The 20,135-nt window shown below is 58.2% G+C and carries 15 protein-coding genes; 2 read left to right on the top strand and 13 right to left on the bottom strand.

What is annotated here, in order from left to right; all coding sequences use genetic code 11:
* Positions 1–4: 4 nt before the first annotated feature.
* The 5 genes from GH665_RS35400 to GH665_RS35420 form a co-directional block, all read right to left on the bottom strand.
* Positions 5–1,429: an APC family permease gene (locus GH665_RS35400; RefSeq protein ID WP_153141699.1), complete on the bottom strand. Its 1,425-nt coding sequence runs from the start codon at positions 1,427–1,429 to the stop codon at positions 5–7.
* A gap of 82 nt (positions 1,430–1,511) precedes the next feature.
* On the bottom strand, positions 1,512–2,429 hold the full coding sequence (locus GH665_RS35405; RefSeq protein WP_153141700.1) for a phytanoyl-CoA dioxygenase family protein: 918 nt from the start codon (positions 2,427–2,429) through the stop codon (positions 1,512–1,514).
* A gap of 345 nt (positions 2,430–2,774) precedes the next feature.
* Positions 2,775–5,066: a xanthine dehydrogenase family protein molybdopterin-binding subunit gene (locus GH665_RS35410; protein WP_153141701.1), complete on the bottom strand. Its 2,292-nt coding sequence runs from the start codon at positions 5,064–5,066 to the stop codon at positions 2,775–2,777.
* Positions 5,059–5,520 carry a (2Fe-2S)-binding protein gene (locus GH665_RS35415; RefSeq protein ID WP_153141702.1) on the bottom strand — a complete coding sequence of 154 codons (462 nt, stop codon included), beginning with the start codon at positions 5,518–5,520 and terminating at the stop codon, positions 5,059–5,061. Before GH665_RS35415 ends, GH665_RS35410 begins: the two co-directional genes overlap by 8 nt.
* A 173-nt stretch (positions 5,521–5,693) precedes the next feature.
* Positions 5,694–7,076: a DUF1329 domain-containing protein gene (locus GH665_RS35420; RefSeq protein WP_153141703.1), complete on the bottom strand. Its 1,383-nt coding sequence runs from the start codon at positions 7,074–7,076 to the stop codon at positions 5,694–5,696.
* 591 nt (positions 7,077–7,667) lie between these two features.
* Here GH665_RS35420 and GH665_RS35425 point away from each other — a divergent pair.
* Positions 7,668–8,318 carry a TetR/AcrR family transcriptional regulator gene (locus GH665_RS35425; RefSeq protein ID WP_153141704.1) on the top strand — a complete coding sequence of 217 codons (651 nt, stop codon included), beginning with the start codon at positions 7,668–7,670 and terminating at the stop codon, positions 8,316–8,318.
* Positions 8,319–8,514: 196 nt separating this feature from the next.
* On the opposite strand, the gene GH665_RS35430 is transcribed toward GH665_RS35425, so the two are convergent.
* The 6 genes from GH665_RS35430 to GH665_RS35455 form a co-directional block, all read right to left on the bottom strand.
* Positions 8,515–9,432 (bottom strand): alpha/beta fold hydrolase, encoded by a 918-nt coding sequence (locus tag GH665_RS35430; protein ID WP_167531048.1) that lies wholly within the window; start codon positions 9,430–9,432, stop codon positions 8,515–8,517.
* A gap of 7 nt (positions 9,433–9,439) precedes the next feature.
* Positions 9,440–10,615: an FAD-dependent oxidoreductase gene (locus tag GH665_RS35435; protein ID WP_153141705.1), complete on the bottom strand. Its 1,176-nt coding sequence runs from the start codon at positions 10,613–10,615 to the stop codon at positions 9,440–9,442.
* Between the two features lie 148 nt (positions 10,616–10,763).
* On the bottom strand, positions 10,764–12,221 hold the full coding sequence (locus GH665_RS35440; RefSeq protein WP_153141706.1) for an aldehyde dehydrogenase family protein: 1,458 nt from the start codon (positions 12,219–12,221) through the stop codon (positions 10,764–10,766).
* 27 nt (positions 12,222–12,248) lie between these two features.
* Positions 12,249–13,220, bottom strand: coding sequence for a WD40/YVTN/BNR-like repeat-containing protein (locus tag GH665_RS35445; RefSeq protein ID WP_153141707.1), 972 nt, complete (start codon positions 13,218–13,220; stop codon positions 12,249–12,251).
* 2 nt (positions 13,221–13,222) lie between these two features.
* Positions 13,223–15,589 (bottom strand): efflux RND transporter permease subunit, encoded by a 2,367-nt coding sequence (locus GH665_RS35450; protein ID WP_153141708.1) that lies wholly within the window; start codon positions 15,587–15,589, stop codon positions 13,223–13,225.
* A gap of 119 nt (positions 15,590–15,708) precedes the next feature.
* On the bottom strand, positions 15,709–16,092 hold the full coding sequence (locus GH665_RS35455) for a helix-turn-helix domain-containing protein (RefSeq protein WP_167531049.1): 384 nt from the start codon (positions 16,090–16,092) through the stop codon (positions 15,709–15,711).
* A 402-nt stretch (positions 16,093–16,494) separates the two neighbouring features.
* Between GH665_RS35455 and GH665_RS35460 the strand changes: the two genes are divergently transcribed.
* A complete protein-coding gene (locus GH665_RS35460) occupies positions 16,495–16,992 on the top strand; it encodes a TetR/AcrR family transcriptional regulator (protein ID WP_167531050.1) in 498 nt (165 codons plus the stop codon).
* On the opposite strand, the gene GH665_RS35465 is transcribed toward GH665_RS35460, so the two are convergent.
* Positions 16,937–18,103, bottom strand: a complete 1,167-nt coding sequence (locus tag GH665_RS35465) for an IS30 family transposase (RefSeq protein ID WP_153134736.1) — start codon at positions 18,101–18,103, stop codon at positions 16,937–16,939. The two genes, GH665_RS35460 and GH665_RS35465, sit on opposite strands and share 56 nt — an antisense overlap.
* A 352-nt stretch (positions 18,104–18,455) precedes the next feature.
* Positions 18,456–20,132 carry an electron transfer flavoprotein-ubiquinone oxidoreductase gene (locus GH665_RS35470; protein WP_217361951.1) on the bottom strand — a complete coding sequence of 559 codons (1,677 nt, stop codon included), beginning with the start codon at positions 20,130–20,132 and terminating at the stop codon, positions 18,456–18,458.
* Positions 20,133–20,135: the final 3 nt, after the last annotated feature.

Consider the following 20,135-nt stretch of genomic DNA (forward strand, 5'->3'; position numbering starts at 1 on the left):
AGACCTAACTCCGCGGAATTTTTGCTTCGACAACTCGTCCCCGCACGACCCACTCAGCGTAGATGACAACAAAAGCGAGCAGGCCAATAGCGAACCACGAAGCGACATCGAAAGGCGGTGGCGGCAGCGGGGTCAACTCCGCCTTTGTTGCAAGCAACATGATGCCCAACGTCACAAAAGGTGCGATATAGGTCCGAAGACCCGAGTTACCTTTCGACTTTCCATGGACGACAGCGCTGACGCAGATGAGGATGTAGTTCGAGATCAGGAAGAGCGTGACACCGAAATAGAGCCAGGTGAAAAAGGTGATCGCGCCATCCGGGCGGTCACCCAGCATGCAATACCCGATCGCAAACGAAGCGACCGTCAAGACCGCCAGCACGGTAATGGATATCCAGGGTGACTGCCGGGAATCAAGAACTGCAAAGCTCGCGGGCAGATAACGGTCCTCCGCCATGGCAAGCATCACTCTCGCGATGTAGTTGATGAAGCTGATCACGCCGGCGAACGCCGAAGCCGCAACGAGCGAAAGGGTGGCAATGGCAAACCCCTTGCTTATATAGGTCGTTCCGAGCTTGCTGACGACTTCGGGTCCGTTTTTCCCCCAGAGATCGGCGAGCGAATTGGAAGGCAGCGCAGCCGAGAACGCCAGTGACGTGAGCAGGTAGAAGAGCGCTGCGGCGCCAATGCTTCCATAGACAGCCCACGGAATATGCCGCTTCGGATTTCTCGCCTCCCCGGCGAGATAGATGGCGCTCTCGCTGCCCGCCAGCGTAATCACAGCGACGCCGACCGAAAGCATCATGCCCGACCGACCTGCCCCGCCTTGGGTTGGCTCATACAGCGTTGACCACGGGACGGCGTTCAACCCGACATGCGCCACGATCGTCACATCAAGAAAAACGATGGCAATCATCCCGCAGCCGATAATTGTCAGTACGACGCGAGCTGAGACGTCCGCGCCCAGATACGAAACGAGGAACGCGAGCGGAGTCAGAATCGCCACCCACAGTAGCCAGCTCTGTGCGAATACGTTGGATGGCGCCCATGCTCCGACGATAAGCTGGAGAAGGTAGGCCGCTGACACGACCGTTGCTGGTATCGAGAACAGACCATTCAGCACAAGCGCCCCGCCGAACCATAACGCAGCGCGCCGCCCGAGTGTCGAGCCGACCATGCCATAGAGACCGCCCGTCGAAGTCACGTTGTCGGCCAGCGAAACGATGGTGATACCGTAGAACATCATGGCGAAGCCGGCCAGCAGAAACGCCGCTGCGATGCCGTGACCTGAAAGTGCCGCGATCACCGATCCGACAACAATGCAGTTGTAGGGCGGCGCCATCGACCCCAGGGCCTGCGCGTACAAGCCGGCGAACCCGAGTCCGTCGGAGCGCACCTCGACCTCTGCGATACCATTCACTTCATTCATAGTGGCCACGTCTAATAACCGAGAGTAATGCAAGGGAGCGATTCGCCGTTACTTTGCCGGTCGGAGCCGCGGCTGGCGGAACTCACGCCATTCCAGCGCCGTGCTTTCCTTCGGCAAGAATATTCTCGTCATAAGGACTCGCCGCCGCGGCAATGCTGAAGTCGGCGTCCTTGAGAACGATGCTAGGTTCATTCATTTCCACCCAGCCGCAGTATGGTGTACACATCTTGTAGCCGAGCAGTTCCTGAACACGCTCAGGGTACTTCTTCACGGTTTCCTTCGGCACAACGAGGTATTGGTTCTCTTCCTGACGCCGATATCCCTGGGTAAACGAGAGTGCAATTGCGACACGACGCTGGTTGTCGGTCGAGTTAGCGCCGCCACCGTGATAGCAGCTACCGAAGTACATGAGTCCGGAGCCACGCTTCATCTCGGTCGGAATCGCTTCCTCCAGCCGTGGACGCCGGTCCATGTCCCATTTGTGGCTGCCCGGGATGACCATCGTTCCGCCATTGGCAGCCGTGAAGTCCGTGCCGGCAAACAGCGTTTGCAGCAGTGTCTGTTGCGGCGCAGGGTGATGAACATGGAACATGCCGTCGTCGCGGTGAAGATCCTGCGCTTTCTGCCCCGGCCAGATGTCGATCGCCTGGGTGCAGCACACCTGAATGGTCGGCTTCACCATGACACGCGCCCCACCCGACATCATCGGAAAAGGATACGCCAGCGAACGCTCCGCCGTGGCGATGAATTGCGGTTGCGTAATCATCTGCGCAGTGTGCAACGATTTGGCGAACAGTGCGGACACCCGTCGCGTTCTCGCACCTGAGAAACCATCGGCACTGAACGGCACTCGATCGAGGAAAGGTTGAACATCCGCAAAGAATGCGTCGAGCGTCTTCTGGGAGATCATGTCCTCGATGACAATCGCGCCGTCACGCTCGAGAATCTCGCAGATATTGTCGACCGACGTGGTGTTGGATACTCGCTGCAGGGTACTCATATAGACTCCATCCTGGACTAACGGCTTTCACCAGATTATTTACTGAGCAAAAGATTCTTCATGCACCGTGATAGCGGGCGGAGCCTCTGCGAGCAAGCTATCATCAGAACAATATTGGTTACATGGACACAGGTGCTAAGGTCCACCAGGCTCCGCACACGTCATTCAAAAAGCCAGGCTTTATCGTATTCCAGTTAGTCCCGTCCGCTCAGGTGCCAAACGGCCAATTGCTGCATCCATCAAGCGATGTGCAGCCTGATTGCGACGCAAGTCTGCCGATAGTCGTTACCCAATGAGTTGGCAGTTCCTAAGAACCGTCGGAAGTTCGCTCAAATCAACTGACCATCAGGCTGCCTGCAGCTTTGCGTGCTTGATTGGAAGCTGTCGAATGCGCGGGCCACCCGCAGCAAAAATAGCGTTGACGACGGCAGACATCGTCAACGGCACTGCAGTCTCGCCAAGCCCGTGCGGCGGCGTATCGCTTTTCAGGAAATGAACATCGATCTTTGGCATCTGCGCGAGCCGAAGGACTGGATAGTCGTTGAAGTTTGACTGTTCCACGCGCCCGTCGGCAATCGTTAGCTCTGCAAACATGAGGTCCGAAATCGCGTAGGCCGCACCGCCCTGTAATTGGGCCAGCGCCGCATCGGGATTGATTACGGGGCCGCAGTCAAGTGCTATCGTCAGCTTCGTGACCGACACGTTGCCATGTACGTCGATGTGGACTTCGGCGATAGCAGCTGCTGCGGTTGCCTGGTCTTCCGGCCAGTAACTCATGTCATGCACAGCGATTCCCTTGCCGTACCCTGAAGGGACACGGTCAGACCAGCGCGCGATTTCGGCAACGGCAACCAGCACTCTGCGCTGCTTTATGATCCTGCTTACCTCCAGATCCCGCTTTTCAAAATCCTTGGGGACTTTATCCGGATTCAACAGCGACAGCTGGACTTCGTACGGATCCTTTCTCGCGGCGTGGGCCAGCTCGTCGATAAACGACATGTTCATCCACGTCTGCTGCGTAAAGGCCACACCGCGTTTCCACCCGAACGGCGGCGGCGTTTCGATCTGCTGGTAGTCGATGCGGATGTTGGGAAACGTCTGGACCATTCGCCCAGTTCCATAGGTCTGGTCGGGCGCGCGACCGCCGGCGGAATTCGACATCCAGCTCGTGATATTGCCGCTGGAATCAAGGCCGCCTTTGAACCGTGTCACGGTGATCGGCGGGTTATAGCCGCGATGGAAACATTCTTCCCGGCTCCAGAGGAGTTTGACCGGCACGCCCGGCATGGTCTTCGCAATCTGGACGGCTTGTCCGACGAAATCGCTGTTGATGCGTCGCCCGAAAGCACCGCCGCATAACATCAGATTGAGACGTCCTTTTGAGGGCGGCAGTCCGGCATAGTGGCAGGCGATGCGTAGCGCCTCGTCGGCGAACTGCGTACCGGTCCATACTTCCACGCTATCTGCAGTAACCAGCGCCGTGCAGTTCAGCGGCTCCATGGGCGCGTGTTCCGTGAACGGCACCCAATACTCCGCCTCGAGAACCTTATGCGCGCTTTTGAGCGCGCCAACAGCATCACCCTGGACGCGCACAGGCGGAAATGGCAGCGGCGGGTGTTCAAGAGCATACACAAGCTCGTGGGCAATCGCGGCAGTACTACTTTTCGCAAACTTGCCCTCGCTCCACTCAATGGGCAATGTGCGCAACGCACGATTGGCCGTCCACCAGTCGTCGGCTACGACTGCGACGGCGTCGTCCATCCCGTAGTCGACACCCCAGCCGGCTTCAGCTTCGTTGAGGCCAGATTTTCCGGCGCTAATCTTGACCACTTTGAGAATGCCGGCGTTCGCCGGGATCGCCTTTTCGTCGAAAGACTTCAGCCGTCCTCCGAATACGGGAGACTGTTGCACCGAGGCATATTTCATCCCGGGCAGCCGCACGTCGATTCCGTAAACGGCCGACCCGTCAATTTTTGACGGTATGTCTATGCGCGGGACGCTCTTTCCAATGAAAGTCCAATCGACCGGGCGCTTCAGTTTCACAAGCTTCGGGTCCGGAATGGGCTTCTTCGCCGCAAGCGCGGCCAGCCGGGCATACTCAATCGATCTGCCGCCCCCCTGGTCGATAACGCGTCCGTTCCTGGCGATGAGATGATCGACGGGCGTGCCCCATTCGTCCGAAGCAGCGGAAATCAACATCGCCCGAATCTGCGCGCCGGCCACGCGCGTCGGATCAAATAGCGATTCGATTCCAAGGCTGCTCAACGTGGCGGCCCACACGTAGACATTGTTTAAGGCAATGTTCACGCTCGGTTGATAAAACTCCGTCCGCACGTCTTGCCAGCGCACCTCGAGCTCTTCTCCGAGCATCTGCGCGACAGAGGTCAACGCGCCCTGGCCGAGCTCGGCCTGCGGCACCTTGATAAGGACAGAATTATCGGGGCGGATGACGACCCACACGCCAATAGCGACATCCGAGTCTGCCTTCGCGGCGGCCGCCCCGCGAGATCCTGGACGCGGTGCTGCGGGCGCGGCACTCGCTCGCACGCCGAACGCAATGCCAACGGCGGACACCGCGGTTCCCACCAGCAATGCACGGCGAGAGATTCTGATTTCCGACAGCTCGAACTTATCCATGACGCGCGTTCTTCACAGCAACCTGTATAGCATCGCGAATCCGCTGGTAGGTTCCGCAGCGACAGATATTGGTAATGGACGCGTCGACCTCCTCCCGGCTTGGGTCAGGGTTGGATTCAAGCAGGGCCGCGACCGCCATGACCATGCCTGACTGACAATAGCCGCATTGCGGTACGGCGCAGCTTTCCCATGCTTTCTGAACCGGATGAGACCTGTCCGGCGAAAGTGCTTCGATAGTCTTCACGTTCGCACCAGCCGCTGCCGCGAGCGGCACGACGCATGACCGCACGGCGGCGCCGTTCATGTGCACTGTGCACGCGCCGCATTGAGCGATGCCGCAGCCAAATTTCGTCCCGGTCAATCCGAGCCGGTCGCGTATCACCCATAGCAGCGGCATCGCTTCGTCGGCATTCACATCAACGGACCGGCCGTTGACTTTGAATCTCGTACCCATGTCCCAACCCTCCGACTTCAGGCCTACGGCTGTCTGGCGAGGGATGCATTGAATGCTTATCTCGTCGCACCAATTCGAACCGTCACTTCGATTGGCGACTCGCGCACCGTCGTGAAATGCCGCCGCGAGTTCCAGATCAATGACGGGTCATATAAACCATGATGTACTGACTATTACCGGTCACTTACCCGAGCCAGACCTTCGCTCGTAAAGAACGAATCGTTCTGGTTAGGGAGCGTGGGAGTCTGATAGTAATGATAGTCCTTGCCCGTTCCGAAAATCAGCGAATCAGCGAGGTAGCGGCCGCTCGTCAGGTCATACATAAGCGTCTGGGGCATGACGCAAGCGCCGCCAAGTTCCCAGGCGGGCGCGATCGCCGATTCCTTCCATTTCCATATTTTCCCTTGCGCGTCGTAATCTTCTCCACCCAGTGCGAGCCACGAGTCCTCGTCGAGGTAGAGCGTGCGCTTCGGATTCGAGTGCCGCATCCCCTGCTTCACCGTGCCTTCGATAATCCACACACGGTGCAGTTCATAGCGACGGAAAGCGGGATTCACGTAGGACGCCTGCAACGCTTCTGACATTGGCTTGCGGAAGTCAAACATGGCGAAGTCGTTGTAAAGCACGTACATCTCTTTCTTGCCTACAATTTTCCAGTCGAATCGGTCCGGCGCGCCAAAAAACACGTCCTGCTGGTCAACCTGATACTGATTCTCAAAGCCAATCGAAGGTGCGTCGTAGTCGTAGGCAGGCATGCGGCGCACACGACGCTGGCCCGTGAAGTAATAGTAGGACTCAGTCGGCTTATCAAAGTAGAAGCGCTGCATTGCGGCCTGACCGGCAAGCGCCGCCGGCTGGATGTAGCCGAAGTACAGACCTTGGAACAACGACCCGTCCGCAGGATGATTCTCGCCCTTGGCGCCATTCGGCCAATAGAACTGCAGGGTCCACCTGTATTCGATACCCGGATCACCCGGGGTTTTCGCCGAGACGAACGATAGCGCCGCGGGATACTCCGCCGCCACGCCCTGATAACGCGTCAGGTGATTCCAGACCGCCTGAATGCCGCTCGTGGGAATCGGAAACGGCACACCCGGAAGCGTCTCCCCACGCATCGTCCAACCATCCGGCCCGATCGTCGACGCCGAGCCATTTTTCTTTGTATTCGCGGCGACAAAATCCGGCAGCATGCAACTGCGATGCGTCGGGTAAACCGGCATCGAATAGCCTTTGTTCTGCTTGATCAATTGGATCTCACCCGGAGCAAGCTTGTCGGCATACTTGTCGACGTTGCTGGCGTCGATAACGAAAAGCGGCTTCTCGTTCTTGTACTTGAAGTAGTCGCCGCGGAATTTGCCGTAACTCCAGCCCGTGGATTCCGCGCCTTCGCCGGTCCATGCAGGAATGGTGCCGTCCTTGTTGCCGGCCTTCTCGGCGCCCGCCGGCGTCAATTCTTTACCCAGCTTATCGGCGTCCGCTTGCGAAGCTGAGAGCGCCGGTTGTGCAATCGCGCACGCCAGAGCCACCAGGCACGCGATTTGACTTACTGCTTTCATTTCCAACTCCCTTGGGTTAACACTGTATTCCGCGGTTCAATCATGAGACTTCGCTTTGGTTATGACTTGCTGCCCGAGGCAGGCGGATCTCGACGCGAGCTTTCGAAGGAGCGATGCAGATTCATATAGCAGTCCAAATCTATCTTGATGCTCGATACCACCGCTCAGCGCACTTGCCTGCTCACGGCATCGGCTGCCGCTCTGACGTGATCGCAGGGATGGCCTTATTAGCCCTCACAACGCGCCCACGCTCTCGACGACCTGCTTCTGCAGGCTAACAAACAGGTCATAAGACTTGCTTATATCGGTCACATGACTTGCAATGTATAGTGTCATTTTCAGACCATCAATCCAGTATTAACCCTGGCCGTTGTTGAGCATTCACCATGGATCCATGCAGGAACAGGCCTTCACAGGTTTTTCCCAGGCAAAATGGACACCGCAGACTAAGTTTCAGGCCATGCAAAGCAAACATAACCAAGTCAAATGTACGAATTGCACAAGTCCGTTGTAAGATGTTGCTGTTGACCTCGCCAAGATTGCCGCGCTACGCATCGGCATGGCAGGTATTCCCTGATTACGGAACCCTCAATGCAACGGCTGACTTTCGAAACTGGGGCACTTTTGCCCGAAGACCTGATGAGTACGACTCAGCAGCGCAAGCGCGGGCATAAGTTGGCAACGATTCTGGAAGACTCGCGCAAGTTGATGCAACGTGATGGCTACGCAGCCTTCACGCTCAGGAAGGCCGCAGCGGAGGCGGGTGTTCCGCTGGGCACGCTGCAGCACTATTTCCCCACGCGCGAAGTTCTGCTGAAGACCGTCATCCATCAAACGCTGAAACAGTTCAACGACGAATATCATTTAATCGCGAGGTCTGGCGGGGGCGCCGCCGACCGGCTGACGCAGTTGATTTCGAAGATTCTGACGGAGGTACGCGACACCGAGACCCGTCTATTCATGCTGGAGGTTGCGGCGCTTGCCAATCACGAGGACTTCGCAACTGAAGCGCTGGCCGAGTGCTATCAGGACTACATTGGCATCTTTGCGAACCTCGTCGCGGAAATCAATCCGCACCTCAGCAAGAAGGAGAGTCACATCCGGGCTGTCCTCATCGTGTCGCAACTCGAGGGCCTCCTCGTGGTGCTAAACAGTGGCAACGTTAGCCCGAGCATCGACGGGCAGGCACTGGACCATGCAGTTCATGTCGTGGTGAATTCGCTCAGTACCGCCGGCAACTGAACAGATCATTTCATCCACGGTACGAGCGCTGACGTGCGCTCGTACCGCCGCCAATTACGAGGTTTGATATATCGCGCACGTTTGCGCGGCCACCCAGGGCGCTGCTCGACGCCCTACCATGGACGAATTTCAACCTGCGGTCTGGCGCATCAGGTAAGCGTTACCCGCAAGCAACCCACAGACTGGATAACGACGCTCAAACTGTTCGAGCCAGCCAGTCGATGATTGCGTCCGCAATCCGGTCATTGTTGCGTTCCGACATCATCATGTGGCCGTTGCCGCGAATTCCAAGTTGAGGCAGGTCGATCAGTGTGACATTCGCACCGCACGACTCGAGGTATTCGGTCGCACGAAGATTCATATCGCGCATCCACGTCGCCTCTGAGGTCACCATCGCGATTGGCGGCCCGTAAGGGTTACTCGAACCGGCAAACGCCGCGACGCAAAGTCCGTTATCAAACCGGCCCAGCGGATGATCAAGACCCGGAGCGCCAAGCGGCTCCACTGCAACGACTGCTTTGACCTGTTTTCCGCCGATCGCGCTTAAAGCCCAACCGCACGGGCCACCGGCGGAATGGGGAATCAGCACGGTATCTCCGACCAGTTGAAAAAGCTCGGGAGCAATAGCCTCGACGTGACGCTGGCTGCTTTCAAGGGTCGTCGCCATGGGGCCCTGACTGGCCATGAACCGGTCGGCCGCGCGCGGTTCTTCGATTGGCCACTGATCGTGTTTCCCGGCTTCGTCCCACAGCAAATGCTTTGCGGGCTCCACGAAGCGTGGGACAAGCGCTTCGTACGAGGGCGGAGGAAGCGCCGGGCCGAGTACCTCGGCGTTCCAGTGACTTCGTCCGTGACCGGGTCTATCCAGCACATAGACGGGGTACCCGGCCCGGAGAAACGAATGAACCCAACTGGGCCGGTTATCCGGCGTTCGTAGAAATTCGGACCCCTGCCCGCCTCCCCCATGCACGAACGTCACCGAGATCTGCTTCGCCTCCGAAGGGATAAACCACTCGACATAGGCTGAAATACCTGGGTATCGACGCCCGTTGATCGACTGGGAAGGCGTCGTCAGAAAACGCCCCCCAAAGTCGCTCAGTTCATAGTTGATCATCGGCTTCTCAGAAGACCGTACGCATCTGCTCATGGAAGAGCATGGCTTCGCGCATCCTGTTCCGGTCGTTCGAAATGGAACGGGCCCATTCAATCCATTCGGTGCGCTGCTGGCCCGGGAGCAGGTGATACAGCGTGCGCAAGTTGTTCGATGCTCTCGGCGAAACAAGCTCGATGAATTTCTTGCGACGGTCACGCTCGTAGAATTCAAGAATCTCATCGTCTGCGCCATCCAGCAGCACTAGTCCAAGTGCCTCGATCAGAGCGAAGCAGTCGAACATACCGCCCGTCAGCCCAAGCCCGCCAGTCGGATTGGTCACATGCGCGGCGTCGCCGACGAGCAACACCCGGCCGTGCCGCATCCTGTCGGTCACACGCTGGTGCATCCGGTACGGCGTGTACGCAATGAGTTCATAAGGGTTGTCTTTGGGCAGAAGCTTCTCGAACATTGCGCCAATGCGCTGCTCCAATCCTTCAATCGGAAGTTCGGGTTCTTCCACAAACGTGACGCGCCAGAAATCGTCAGCGTCGATCGCGCAGATAACCGAACCGCAAACCGGGTCCACCTGCATGGTGGCGTTGCTGTAACCGAGGCTCGCGAGGTTGGTACGGATATTCGTGGCGATATAGCGTTCGGGCCATGTAATGCCGAAAAACTGCATCTTCAGGATATCGCGGCGAACTGTGCTGCGGGCGCCGTCCGCGCCCACCAGCCAGTCGGCTTCGATGTCGAACGCCTCGCCCCGGCACTCCGCCTTTACCGTGACACCGTTATGGGCATCGATGCATGCCAGGACCGATGTCGAATACCGGATGTCCACATTCGGTAGCTTGTTGAGGTGCTGCACGACAATTGCAGAAAGCTTGTCCTGACCCAGGTGCAACGCATGAGGGAACTCGACGTCTCCATCAATTGCGCTGAGGTCCCAACGAATCATCTCGCCCGTTTCATGGATACGCCACGCAAAATCCTGGCGCAAGAATCCGGCCGATACGCAGTCTTCAAGAACACCAAGATCGCGGAGGTGAGGCAGCACTGAACAGTGATAGACGAGCGCCCGCGGGCTGTCGTTCGGTTTTTCCTCGGCCTCGAGCACCGTCACACGAACACCCCGGCGCCCGAGCCCCAGCGCGGTGAGCAGGCCAGTCGGGCCACCGCCGACGACGACTACGTGATTTCTCATCTCAATCCTTCGTTACCTTGTCTTTATTACCCAGGCTGCTTGAGCGCTGCCAATGCAGCGTTCGCCGAACGCGCATAGGAAATGGTAGGGCAGCTTGCGTCGCGTTCTCAGGTTGTAAGTGGCCAATGCAGCGTGTCAGTGACGCCGCTCAGGCGAGAGAGAAATGCTCGTCAACGCCGAGGATTGCCTTGGTCTCAAGGAATTCCTCGATGCCCCATGCACCCCACTCCCGGCCGTTTCCAGACTGCTTGTAGCCACCCCACGGCGCCTGAAAGTCGACCGGCGCGCCATTGAGGTGAACCATGCCGGTTCTGAGCTTTGCCGCGACTGCTGCAGCTTGTGCCTTGTCCGCGCCATAAACGTAGCCTGACAGGCCGAACGGTGAGTCATTGGCGATCTCGACCGCGTCCGTCAAATCTTCGTATGGAATGATGACGAGGACCGGGCCAAAGATTTCCTCCTGGGCGATCGTCATGCGATTGTTCACGCGGCTGAACACTGTAGGTTGGACGTAAAACCCCTTGGGGCAGTTATCAGGCCGCTGCGTCCCGCCGTAGATGAGCTTGGCGCCTTCCTGTTGTCCGCTCGCGATCATCGAGAGCACTTTCTTGAACTGCCGCTCGTTGGCGATCGGCCCCATCGTCGTGTGCGGGTCGCTGGGGTCACCCACCACGATCGTCGCGCAAGCCTTCCGCGCGATGCGTTCGACTTCCTCGATGCTGTCCATCGGCACCAGCATTCGCGACGGTGCCACGCAGGTCTGTCCCGAGTTGTACATCATCGTCAGAACACCATGCGTCACCGCTTCATCCAGATTGGCCCCCGGCAAAATAATGTTCGCGGATTTGCCGCCCAATTCAAGCGAGACTCGTTTCGCGGTTGGCGCGGCTGCACGCGTCACCTGTTCACCGGCCATGTTCGAACCCGTCAGCGAAACCATGTCGACCAAAGGATGCGACGAGAGAGCTCCGCCGAGTCGTGCCCCCTCCCCTTGCACCGAGTTGAAAACACCGGCCGGAACGCCCGCTTCGTGCAGCACTTCCGCGAGGACAGTGGCGGAGTACGGCGCGGCCTGGCTCGGCTTCAACACCATCGTGCAGCCGGCGATGAGCGCCGGTGCCACCTTGCAGGCAACCTGGTTCATTGGCCAGTTCCACGGGGTGATTAAGGCACACACGCCGACGGGCTCGCGTACGATAAATGCCGTGCCTTGCCGATAGCGGAAATGCAAACGCTCCGCCGCTTCGACCGCGGCACGGAAGTGCCCGAGGCCCGAGGGCGCCTGCGCGGCGCGGGAGACATACTCGCGTGGCGCACCCATCTCCGCGGTGATGGCATCCACGAAGTCACCCATCCGACGTTCATAAACTGAACAGACCTGCTCAACGAGTTCATTTCGCTCGCTTTGTTTCCAACTCGCGAATGACGGGAACGCACGGTGTGCGGCCCGCACGGCCAGGTCGATGTCTTCGGCAGAGCCGAACGCAATTTTGTCGGTCGGCTCACCCGTCGCGGGATTGATGACCTCGCCGAACTGTTCATCGGTGACATGGCTTTGCCACTTCCCGTCGATGTAAAACTGCTGAAGATGAGATTTTTCAAACATGGCTTACGCCTCCCTATCGTGTTCTGTTCAGTGGTCTATCGCGATGCCGCGAGCCGTGAAGTACACCGGTTGTCCATCCGACTTCGCGACCACCGCGGTGTAGTTGGCTCTGTCCTGTCCCACCATCCGCTGAAAGTGTTGTCCGTTGTCGTTGCTTTGCAGGATTACCCCATCGAGCGCAACGGCGATTACCTCGTGGTTCGGCATTTGTACAATGTCCGTGATGGAACTCGACGTATCTGTCTTGAGCGGCAACCAGGTTTTCCCGCCGTCGTCGGAGCGCAGCATGGAGCCACGGAGCCCCCCCACAAGCAGCGCGCCGTCACTCAATGCGACTCCCGTCCACAGGCTTCCGCTGTAACCGGTTGGAATCCCCGTCCATGTCGCGCCGGCATCTGTCGAGCAAAAGACCGTGCCTTTTTCCGCCGAGATATAGAGAGTCCCGTCTCGCGAGCTGAACAGCTGGAAGAGGTTTTTGTCCGCGCCTTCCTTCTTGTCCGACACGAGCTTGGACTGCGTCCAGGTTCGGCCTCCATCTGACGTTTTCAGCAACAGAGACCACAAACCAACCGCGAAGCCCTCTGTCGAATTCTTGAAGTACACGGAGAACAAAGGCTGGTCGACTTTCAGGTCGGACCGCTGCAAGGACCAGGTCTCGCCGCCGTCGTCGGTATGAATAACCACACCCCAATGGCCCACAGCCCAGCCGTGCATCGCGTCGGAGAATGCGACGGATGTGAGCGTCGACTGAACAGGAACGTGCCTGGCCTGTCGCCAGGACTTGCCGTCATCGCTCAGAGCGATCGTTCCATGTTCACCAACGGCCACGATCCTCTTGCCCGCCCGTGCGACCGCGAGATACTCGGTGGCCGAGAGGTCCGCTGCGGTTGATGCAAGGTGCAAGCTCAGCCCGTCAGGCCCTTCGGTTGCCTGTGCATGGACCGCGACTGAGGCAAGCGCAAGAGCGGCCGCAAGCGTGAATTTCCGGACACTGTTCATAATTAGTGGGTGAGGATGGAAGGTGAGTAAGCTTTCTTCGTGCGCGGAAACAACCGCTCGAGCACAACAGCCAAAGCCGGGAGCGCAGTGAAAGCCATCACCAGATTCACGATGAACATGAAGGCCAGCAACTTGCCCATGTCGGCCTGAAACTTCAAAGCGGAGAACGACCAGGTCGCGACGCCAATCGCAAGTGTGAGCGCCGTGAAAATCGTTGCGATACCTTCGAACTCCAACGCACGGTTCATGGCTGTGCGGATCGTGTCGCCATCGGCAAGGTGCATCTGCAACCGGTTGTAGATATAAAGCGCGTAATCGACGCCGATTCCGACAGCAAGCACCATCACTGGCAAGGTCGCTACCGTCAGGCCGATTTCGAATTCCTTCATGAACCAGTATCCAATGAAGGTGCCGACGGTGAGCGGGAAGCAACAGGCAATTGCCGCACGAAAATCACGGTATACGCACAGAACCAGCGCAATGATGGCCGCATAGACGTACAGCATCATGGGCAGTTCGCTCTTCTCGAGAACGTCGTTCGTCGCGGCGAGGACACCTGCGTTGCCCGCGGCCAGTCTCAGTACGACGCCGTGAGGCAAAGGGTTGGCATCGAAGTACGCCCGAACCGCTTTCAGGACGTTCTTGATGGTTACAGCCTTGTGGTCGGTCAGATAAAGGTGTGCAGCCGTCATGCTGCAATCCTTGCTGTTGTATCCCTTGTTGCGACCGATCTCGGTGGCGAGCGCCGCGTAATTGGTCGGGTCGATAGGGACGACATCCATCTTGGGATAGCCTTCGTTGTACCCCTGACTATAGTTGCGCAGTTGCGAGGAGAATGAATCGACCGACACAACGCCTGGCACAGACTTCATCGAAGACGCGAAACCGTCCATATGCGTGGCGACGCCAACTCGCCCACATGAGTCCGGCGGCGACTGATAGATAACCGTCAACCAGTCCAAACCCATGTCGAAGTTCTTCGCAATCGAAACGGCATCCTGATTGAAGCGGGCGTCAGGCCGCAATTCGGGCGCCCCCGGTTGCAGCGTGCCCACAATACGGTCGCGGCTCGCCCACGCAGTCGTGCCGAGAACAATGCACGCGATGACGGTGATCGCTACCGCGTTGCGCCACTCGGCCACCACCGAGATTGCCCGGATGATGCGAGTTCTGGCTTCACGCTTGCGCAGCGCTTTCTCCGCGTAGGCCTTGTCGAACCTGAAATAGGACGCGGCCAACGGCAGCATGACCAGGTTCGTTACGATTTTGTAGCCGACACCGAGCGAGGCGGTGATGGCCAACTCGCGAATCATCGGAATAGGAATGACGAGCAGCGTGATGAAGGACAGCAATGCCGTGACGAGCGCCAAGGTGCCGGGGATGAGCAGGCCGGTGAAACTGTCGCGAGCCGCGCGTTCGGTTGTTTTTCCCTGAGCGAGGCCGCGGACAATAAAGTTAATCTGCTGAACGCCGTGTGAGACACCAATTGCAAAGACCAGGAAGGGAACCAGGACAGCAAGAGGGTCGAGACCGTAGCCAATGATGCGCAGGGTGCCGAACTGCCAGACGAGCGACGTGAACGAACAAAGCACGGGAAGGAAGGTGAAGCGCCACGAATGACAGTACCAATAGAGCGCGAGGACGGTCAGAAGAATCGCGAGTCCAAAGAATTCAACGACGCTCTTGCCGCCTTCCGCAATGTCGCCAACCTGCTTGGCGAAGCCAATAATCTGAATCTGTACGTTCTTGTCCTCGAACTGCTTTCTGATTTTCTGTTCGAGAATCCTGTTGTAACTGATGTAGTCGAGGTGATGACCCTGGGCATCGGTTTCATTGAGCTCTGCCGTAATCATCGCGGCTTTCTGGTCCTTTGAAACCAGCACACCGACGAATCCGCCTTGCGCCGCCGACCGTTGAATGTCGGCAATCGTTTTGGCATCGAGAGACGCGGGAACCACGGTGCCGGGTATCAACTGCGCAGCGCGAAAGCCATCCTCCGTGATTTCATTGACGAAGGTGTTCGGCGTCCACAGTGATTGAACGCCCAACCTGTCGACGTTTGGCAGGAACGTTACCGCCTGGGTCACGTTATACAGACGGGTGAGCGCATCCTTGTTCCAGATCGTTCCGTTTTGCACACGCATCACAATCGTGAGTCTGTTGGCACCCGGAAGGTCCTTGCGATATTCAAGGAAGGTCTTGGTGTATTCGTGGCCGACGGGAATCTGCTTCTCAAATCCGGCTTCCATGCGTAGCTGTGCGGCGAACACACCCATCACCAGCGTGAAGACAACCAGCACGGAAAGCAACGGAAGCCGGTGAGAAAACAGCCAGAGTTCCAGCTTTGAAACAAGCGATTTTAGATTCATGTGATGGTGCCTTCTTTAACGCGGAATTCGGTCACGCCACGACGTGACCGCTACGGGGCACTGTGCGTTCTATTTGCATATGGACGATCGGCGCCTCAGGACAGGACGCCGCCTTCGAGCTAGCCGTGCACAACATGGTCGTGATGGCCGGTCCGTTCGGGCGCACGGCCGATCCGTGCCCGGTACGCCTGCGGTGACTCGCCAACCCAGCGCTTAATCGCCTGGCGCAGATTGGAGGCGTCGCTATAGCCAACCTTTTCGGCAATGACGTCGAGTGGCCAGCTGGTATCGGTCAGATAGTGACAAGCGAGGCTGCCCCGGATGTCCGCGACAAGCGCACTGAAACCCGTGTTCAGGGCTTTGAGACGCCGGCGCAGGGTCCGTGTCGACAGGCGGAGCGCGTCGGCTACCTCGGCCATCGAAGGTGGGCTGCCCGGTCTTTCCAGCAGCAGCGCGCGGACGGCATCGCTGAGCTCGTGGTCGACCGTTCCTGACATTTCCATCCAACGTCGAGCAATGCTGCTCCGATGGCGAGAAAGAACATCTTGCTTACAATCCATTTCGACCCCAGCCAGTCAAAAGACCCAGTTAATCCGGTCATGTGACTGAAGTCTAGGGTGTCAGTTTTTTACTCGCAACATCGTACAAACCCTAGGCGTGAAAGGCGTCTTATTCCGCTATCTTCGGCCAACCGGCCATCAAAGTCCTGACAAATAAGGCATATGGCGTAGAAATGTGGAGGATATGCACCGAATCGGTGCCTTCTCATAAGGAGTTGTTGTAAAATGCCAGTCACTTGTACGGCATTCATCGCTGGGGAGGGTGCGCGCAAATTTGCGCGAGGTCGACGCGACGGACGGAGTCAATCGCAGATAACCGGGCGAACCAGCGAGCACAAACGGGGCATGCAAAAAGCCGAATTTGAAACCAGGGCGCCGCTCGCGGGACGGTCTTCAACGAAACGGGAGGACCATCGAAACAAGATGCAATCCCATATCGTCGAGGAAGCGCGTCGCCTGCTTCAGCACGAGGGCTACGCATCGTTCAGTCTCCGGAAAGTCGCGACAGCTGCGGGTGTCTCGCTTGGAACGTTGCAGCATTACTTCCCGAATCGCACGCTTCTGCTCAATGCCGTGGTCACGAGCACGGTCGGTTCATTCAACCGGACTTACCAGGAGATCTCTCGCTACGCGCTAGTGGGAACAGAGCGGCTCACCTTGCTGCTGGAGCAAAATCTTAGGGATATCTTCGACCGAGGGACGGCTTCGTTCATGCTCGAAATCGCGGCGCTCGCGCATCACGAATGGGTGGTTGCCGTGGCGCTCGCGAATAGCTACAGGGGCGGATTCAACCGGTCAACGCAACACCCAACGTTTCTGCCAGTTTTTCAGCCGGGTTCATAAATTGCAAGGTTTGCCGGGGCCGACCGTTCAGGCGCGCGGCGACCTTGTTCAATTCTGACTGCGAATAGCCGCCCACCGGCTCGCCTTTGGGGAAGTACTGACGCAGCAGGCCATTCGTGTTTTCATTACTGCCCCGTTGCCATGGACTTCGCGGATCGCAGAAATACACCTGCACGTCCGTGGCAATCGTGAAGTTCCGGTGGCTCGCCATTTCCGTGCCGCGGTCCCATGTCAGCGATCCACGCAGTTCTTTTGGCAGCTTGTTCACCTGTTTTATCAACGCGGACACCACACTTGCCGTGTCCTTGCCTGCCACCTTGACCAGCATCACATAACGCGAGTGCCGCTCCACCAGTGTGGCAATGTAGGTGTTGTTCGAACCCGCCAGCAGATCGCCCTCCCAGTGACCGGGCAGCGCGCGGTCCTCCACTTCAGCGGGTCTTTCGCTGATCGACACTGCCCCGATTATCTTGCCCCTGTTCTGGCCGCTTGCCGAGGCGCTCTTCGCCTGACGCATCGTACGGTTCGTACGAAGATGGGTGACGAGTTCCTTTTTAAGCACCCCGCGCGCCTGGATGAACAGGCTGCGGTAGATCGTCTCGTGAGATATCTGCATGTCCTTGTTGACCCGGAACTCGCGCCTGAGCCATCCCGCTATCTGTACAGGAGCCCATTGTAATTTGAGCTTGGCTGCCACCAGCCGGCGCAGACGCGCGTTGCCCGACAACGCACACGCCTTGGGCCGCCGTGCACGCTCCCAGGCATTCGCATCGGCCTCGTGCGCCCGATATCGCTGAATACCGCCATTGCGCCCGATCTCCCGGCTGATGGTCGATTTCGAGCGCCCCAGTTGCAGGGCAATCTGGCCCAACGATCTGTCTGCCCCCAAGGCCCGCGATATCTCCTCGCGTTCGGCAAGTGTCAGTGACCGGGCAGATCGTGTACGAGCGACCGGAGAGATTCCACCGGTCTTGTGAACAACCCGATAAACCCCACTCGGCTGACGCTCGAGCATGCGCGCGATTGTGCTCAACGACTCACCCTCGCGCCACATCCTCCATATCTCGTTCTTCTGCTCCGCGCTCAACCAATGTTTTCTTTGTCGTTCCATCGTGCTCCACACTCCATTTCCGTATTGGAACAGAGGTGTTGCAATGACCGGTTGAATCCGCCGGGCTTATCTTTCCCTGTTATCGCGTCTCATCGGCGAAGTCAGTGCGGGCTTGTCGGAGAAGGAGCGCCACGTTCGGGCGGTCCTGATTGCTTCGCAACTGGATGGGTTACTCCTGGTCTTGCACTCAGCGAAAACCGTTGGCGGAATTCTCGACGACACGCTTCAGGATGCGATTCATATCCTCCTGGAATCAATCATTCGCGCGCGCTGAGACGGGGCAGCGCGACGTAAAAGATTGGCCACTGTCCATCTGTCGCACGCCTACGAATTTTTTCGAATCCGTCCTGCCTCACATGTTCGAGTAGTTCGGACCGCCGCCGCCCTCCGGCGTGACCCACACGATATTCTGGGTAGGGTCCTTGATATCGCAGGTCTTGCAATGCACGCAGTTCTGCGCATTGATGACGAGACTCTCGTTACCGTCGTCGTTCTGAACGAACTCGTAAACGCCAGCGGGGCAATAACGACTTTCAGGGCCCGCATACGTCTGCCAGTTCACGTTCACCGGGATCAGCGGGTCCTTGAGCGTCAGGTGAGCAGGCTGATTTTCCTCGTGGTTGGTGTTCGAGATGAACACCGACGACAGGCGATCGAAGCTCAACCTGCCATCCGGCTTTGGATACTCGATCTTCTTGCACTGGGACGCCGGCTTGAGCATCTCGTAGTCCCAATGTCGATGATGCAGCGTCCACGGCACCTTGCCGCCCAGGAGCTTCTGCTCGATGCCAACCATCATTGTGCCGAGATACAGGCCTTTGCTCATCCACTGCTTGAAGTTGCGGGCACGATGCAACTCGGCATAAAGCCACGACGTCTTGAATGCCTCAGGATAGGCGCTTAATTCGTCGTTATGACGGCCGGCCTGAAGTGCATCGGATGCAGCCTCGGCGGCCAGCATTCCCGTCTTGATTGCCGCGTGCGACCCTTTGATGCGCGAGGCGTTGAGAAAACCCGCCTCGTCGCCAACCAATGCGCCGCCTGGGAAGACCAGTTTCGGCAGCGACAATAAGCCTCCGGCGGTCATCGCCCGCGCGCCATATGACACACGCTTGCCGCCCTCAAGAAATTTGCGAATCTCGGGGTGGGTCTTGTAGCGCTGGAATTCTTCAAACGGCGAGAGATAGGGATTCGTGTATCCCAACCCGACTACGAAGCCGACCACGACCTGGTTGTTGTCCGCGTGATACAGGAACGAACCACCATAGGTACCCCGGTCAAGCGGCCAGCCGGCCGTGTGCATCACGAGCCCTTGCCGATGCTTCGAAGGTTCGATTTCCCACACTTCCTTGATGCCGATGCCGTACACCTGCGGGTCCGCGCCATTGCGCAGGCTGAATCTATCACTCAGCACACGCCCGAGATGTCCACGCGCGCCCTCGCAAAAGAGTGTGTACTTCGCGTGCAGTTCCATGCCTCGCTGGTAGCTCCCGGTCGGTTGTCCATCCTTGCCGATACCGAGGTCGCCGGTGGCGACGCCTTTGACCGACCCATCGGCGTGATACAGAATCTCCGCGGCAGCAAAGCCCGGGAAGATTTCCACGCCTAACGCCTCGGCTTGCTGAGCAAGCCAGCGCGCGACGTTGGCGAGGCTGACCACATAGTTGCCGTGGTTCTTGAAGTTGTCCGGCAACGCCCAGTTCGGTACTGCTCTCGCAGCCGTCTCAGTCAGAAACAGGAACCGGTCTTCCGTCACTTCGACATTTAAAGGAGCGCCCTTTTCCTGCCAGTCCGGGATGAGTTCGCTGAGCGCGCGCGGGTCCATGACCGCCCCCGAGAGAATGTGCGCGCCGACCTCCGAGCCCTTCTCCAGAACGCAGACGCTGATCTCGTTGCCACGTTGCGCCGCCAGATGTTTGAGCCGAATTGCCGCCGACAGCCCCGCCGGACCGCCACCGACAATCACCACGTCGTATTCCATCGATTCGCGATCTGCAATCGCTTCTGCGAGATTGGCCACTTCACTCATCAT

This window comes from Paraburkholderia agricolaris, assembly GCF_009455635.1.
GTDB classification, from domain to species: domain Bacteria; phylum Pseudomonadota; class Gammaproteobacteria; order Burkholderiales; family Burkholderiaceae; genus Paraburkholderia; species Paraburkholderia agricolaris.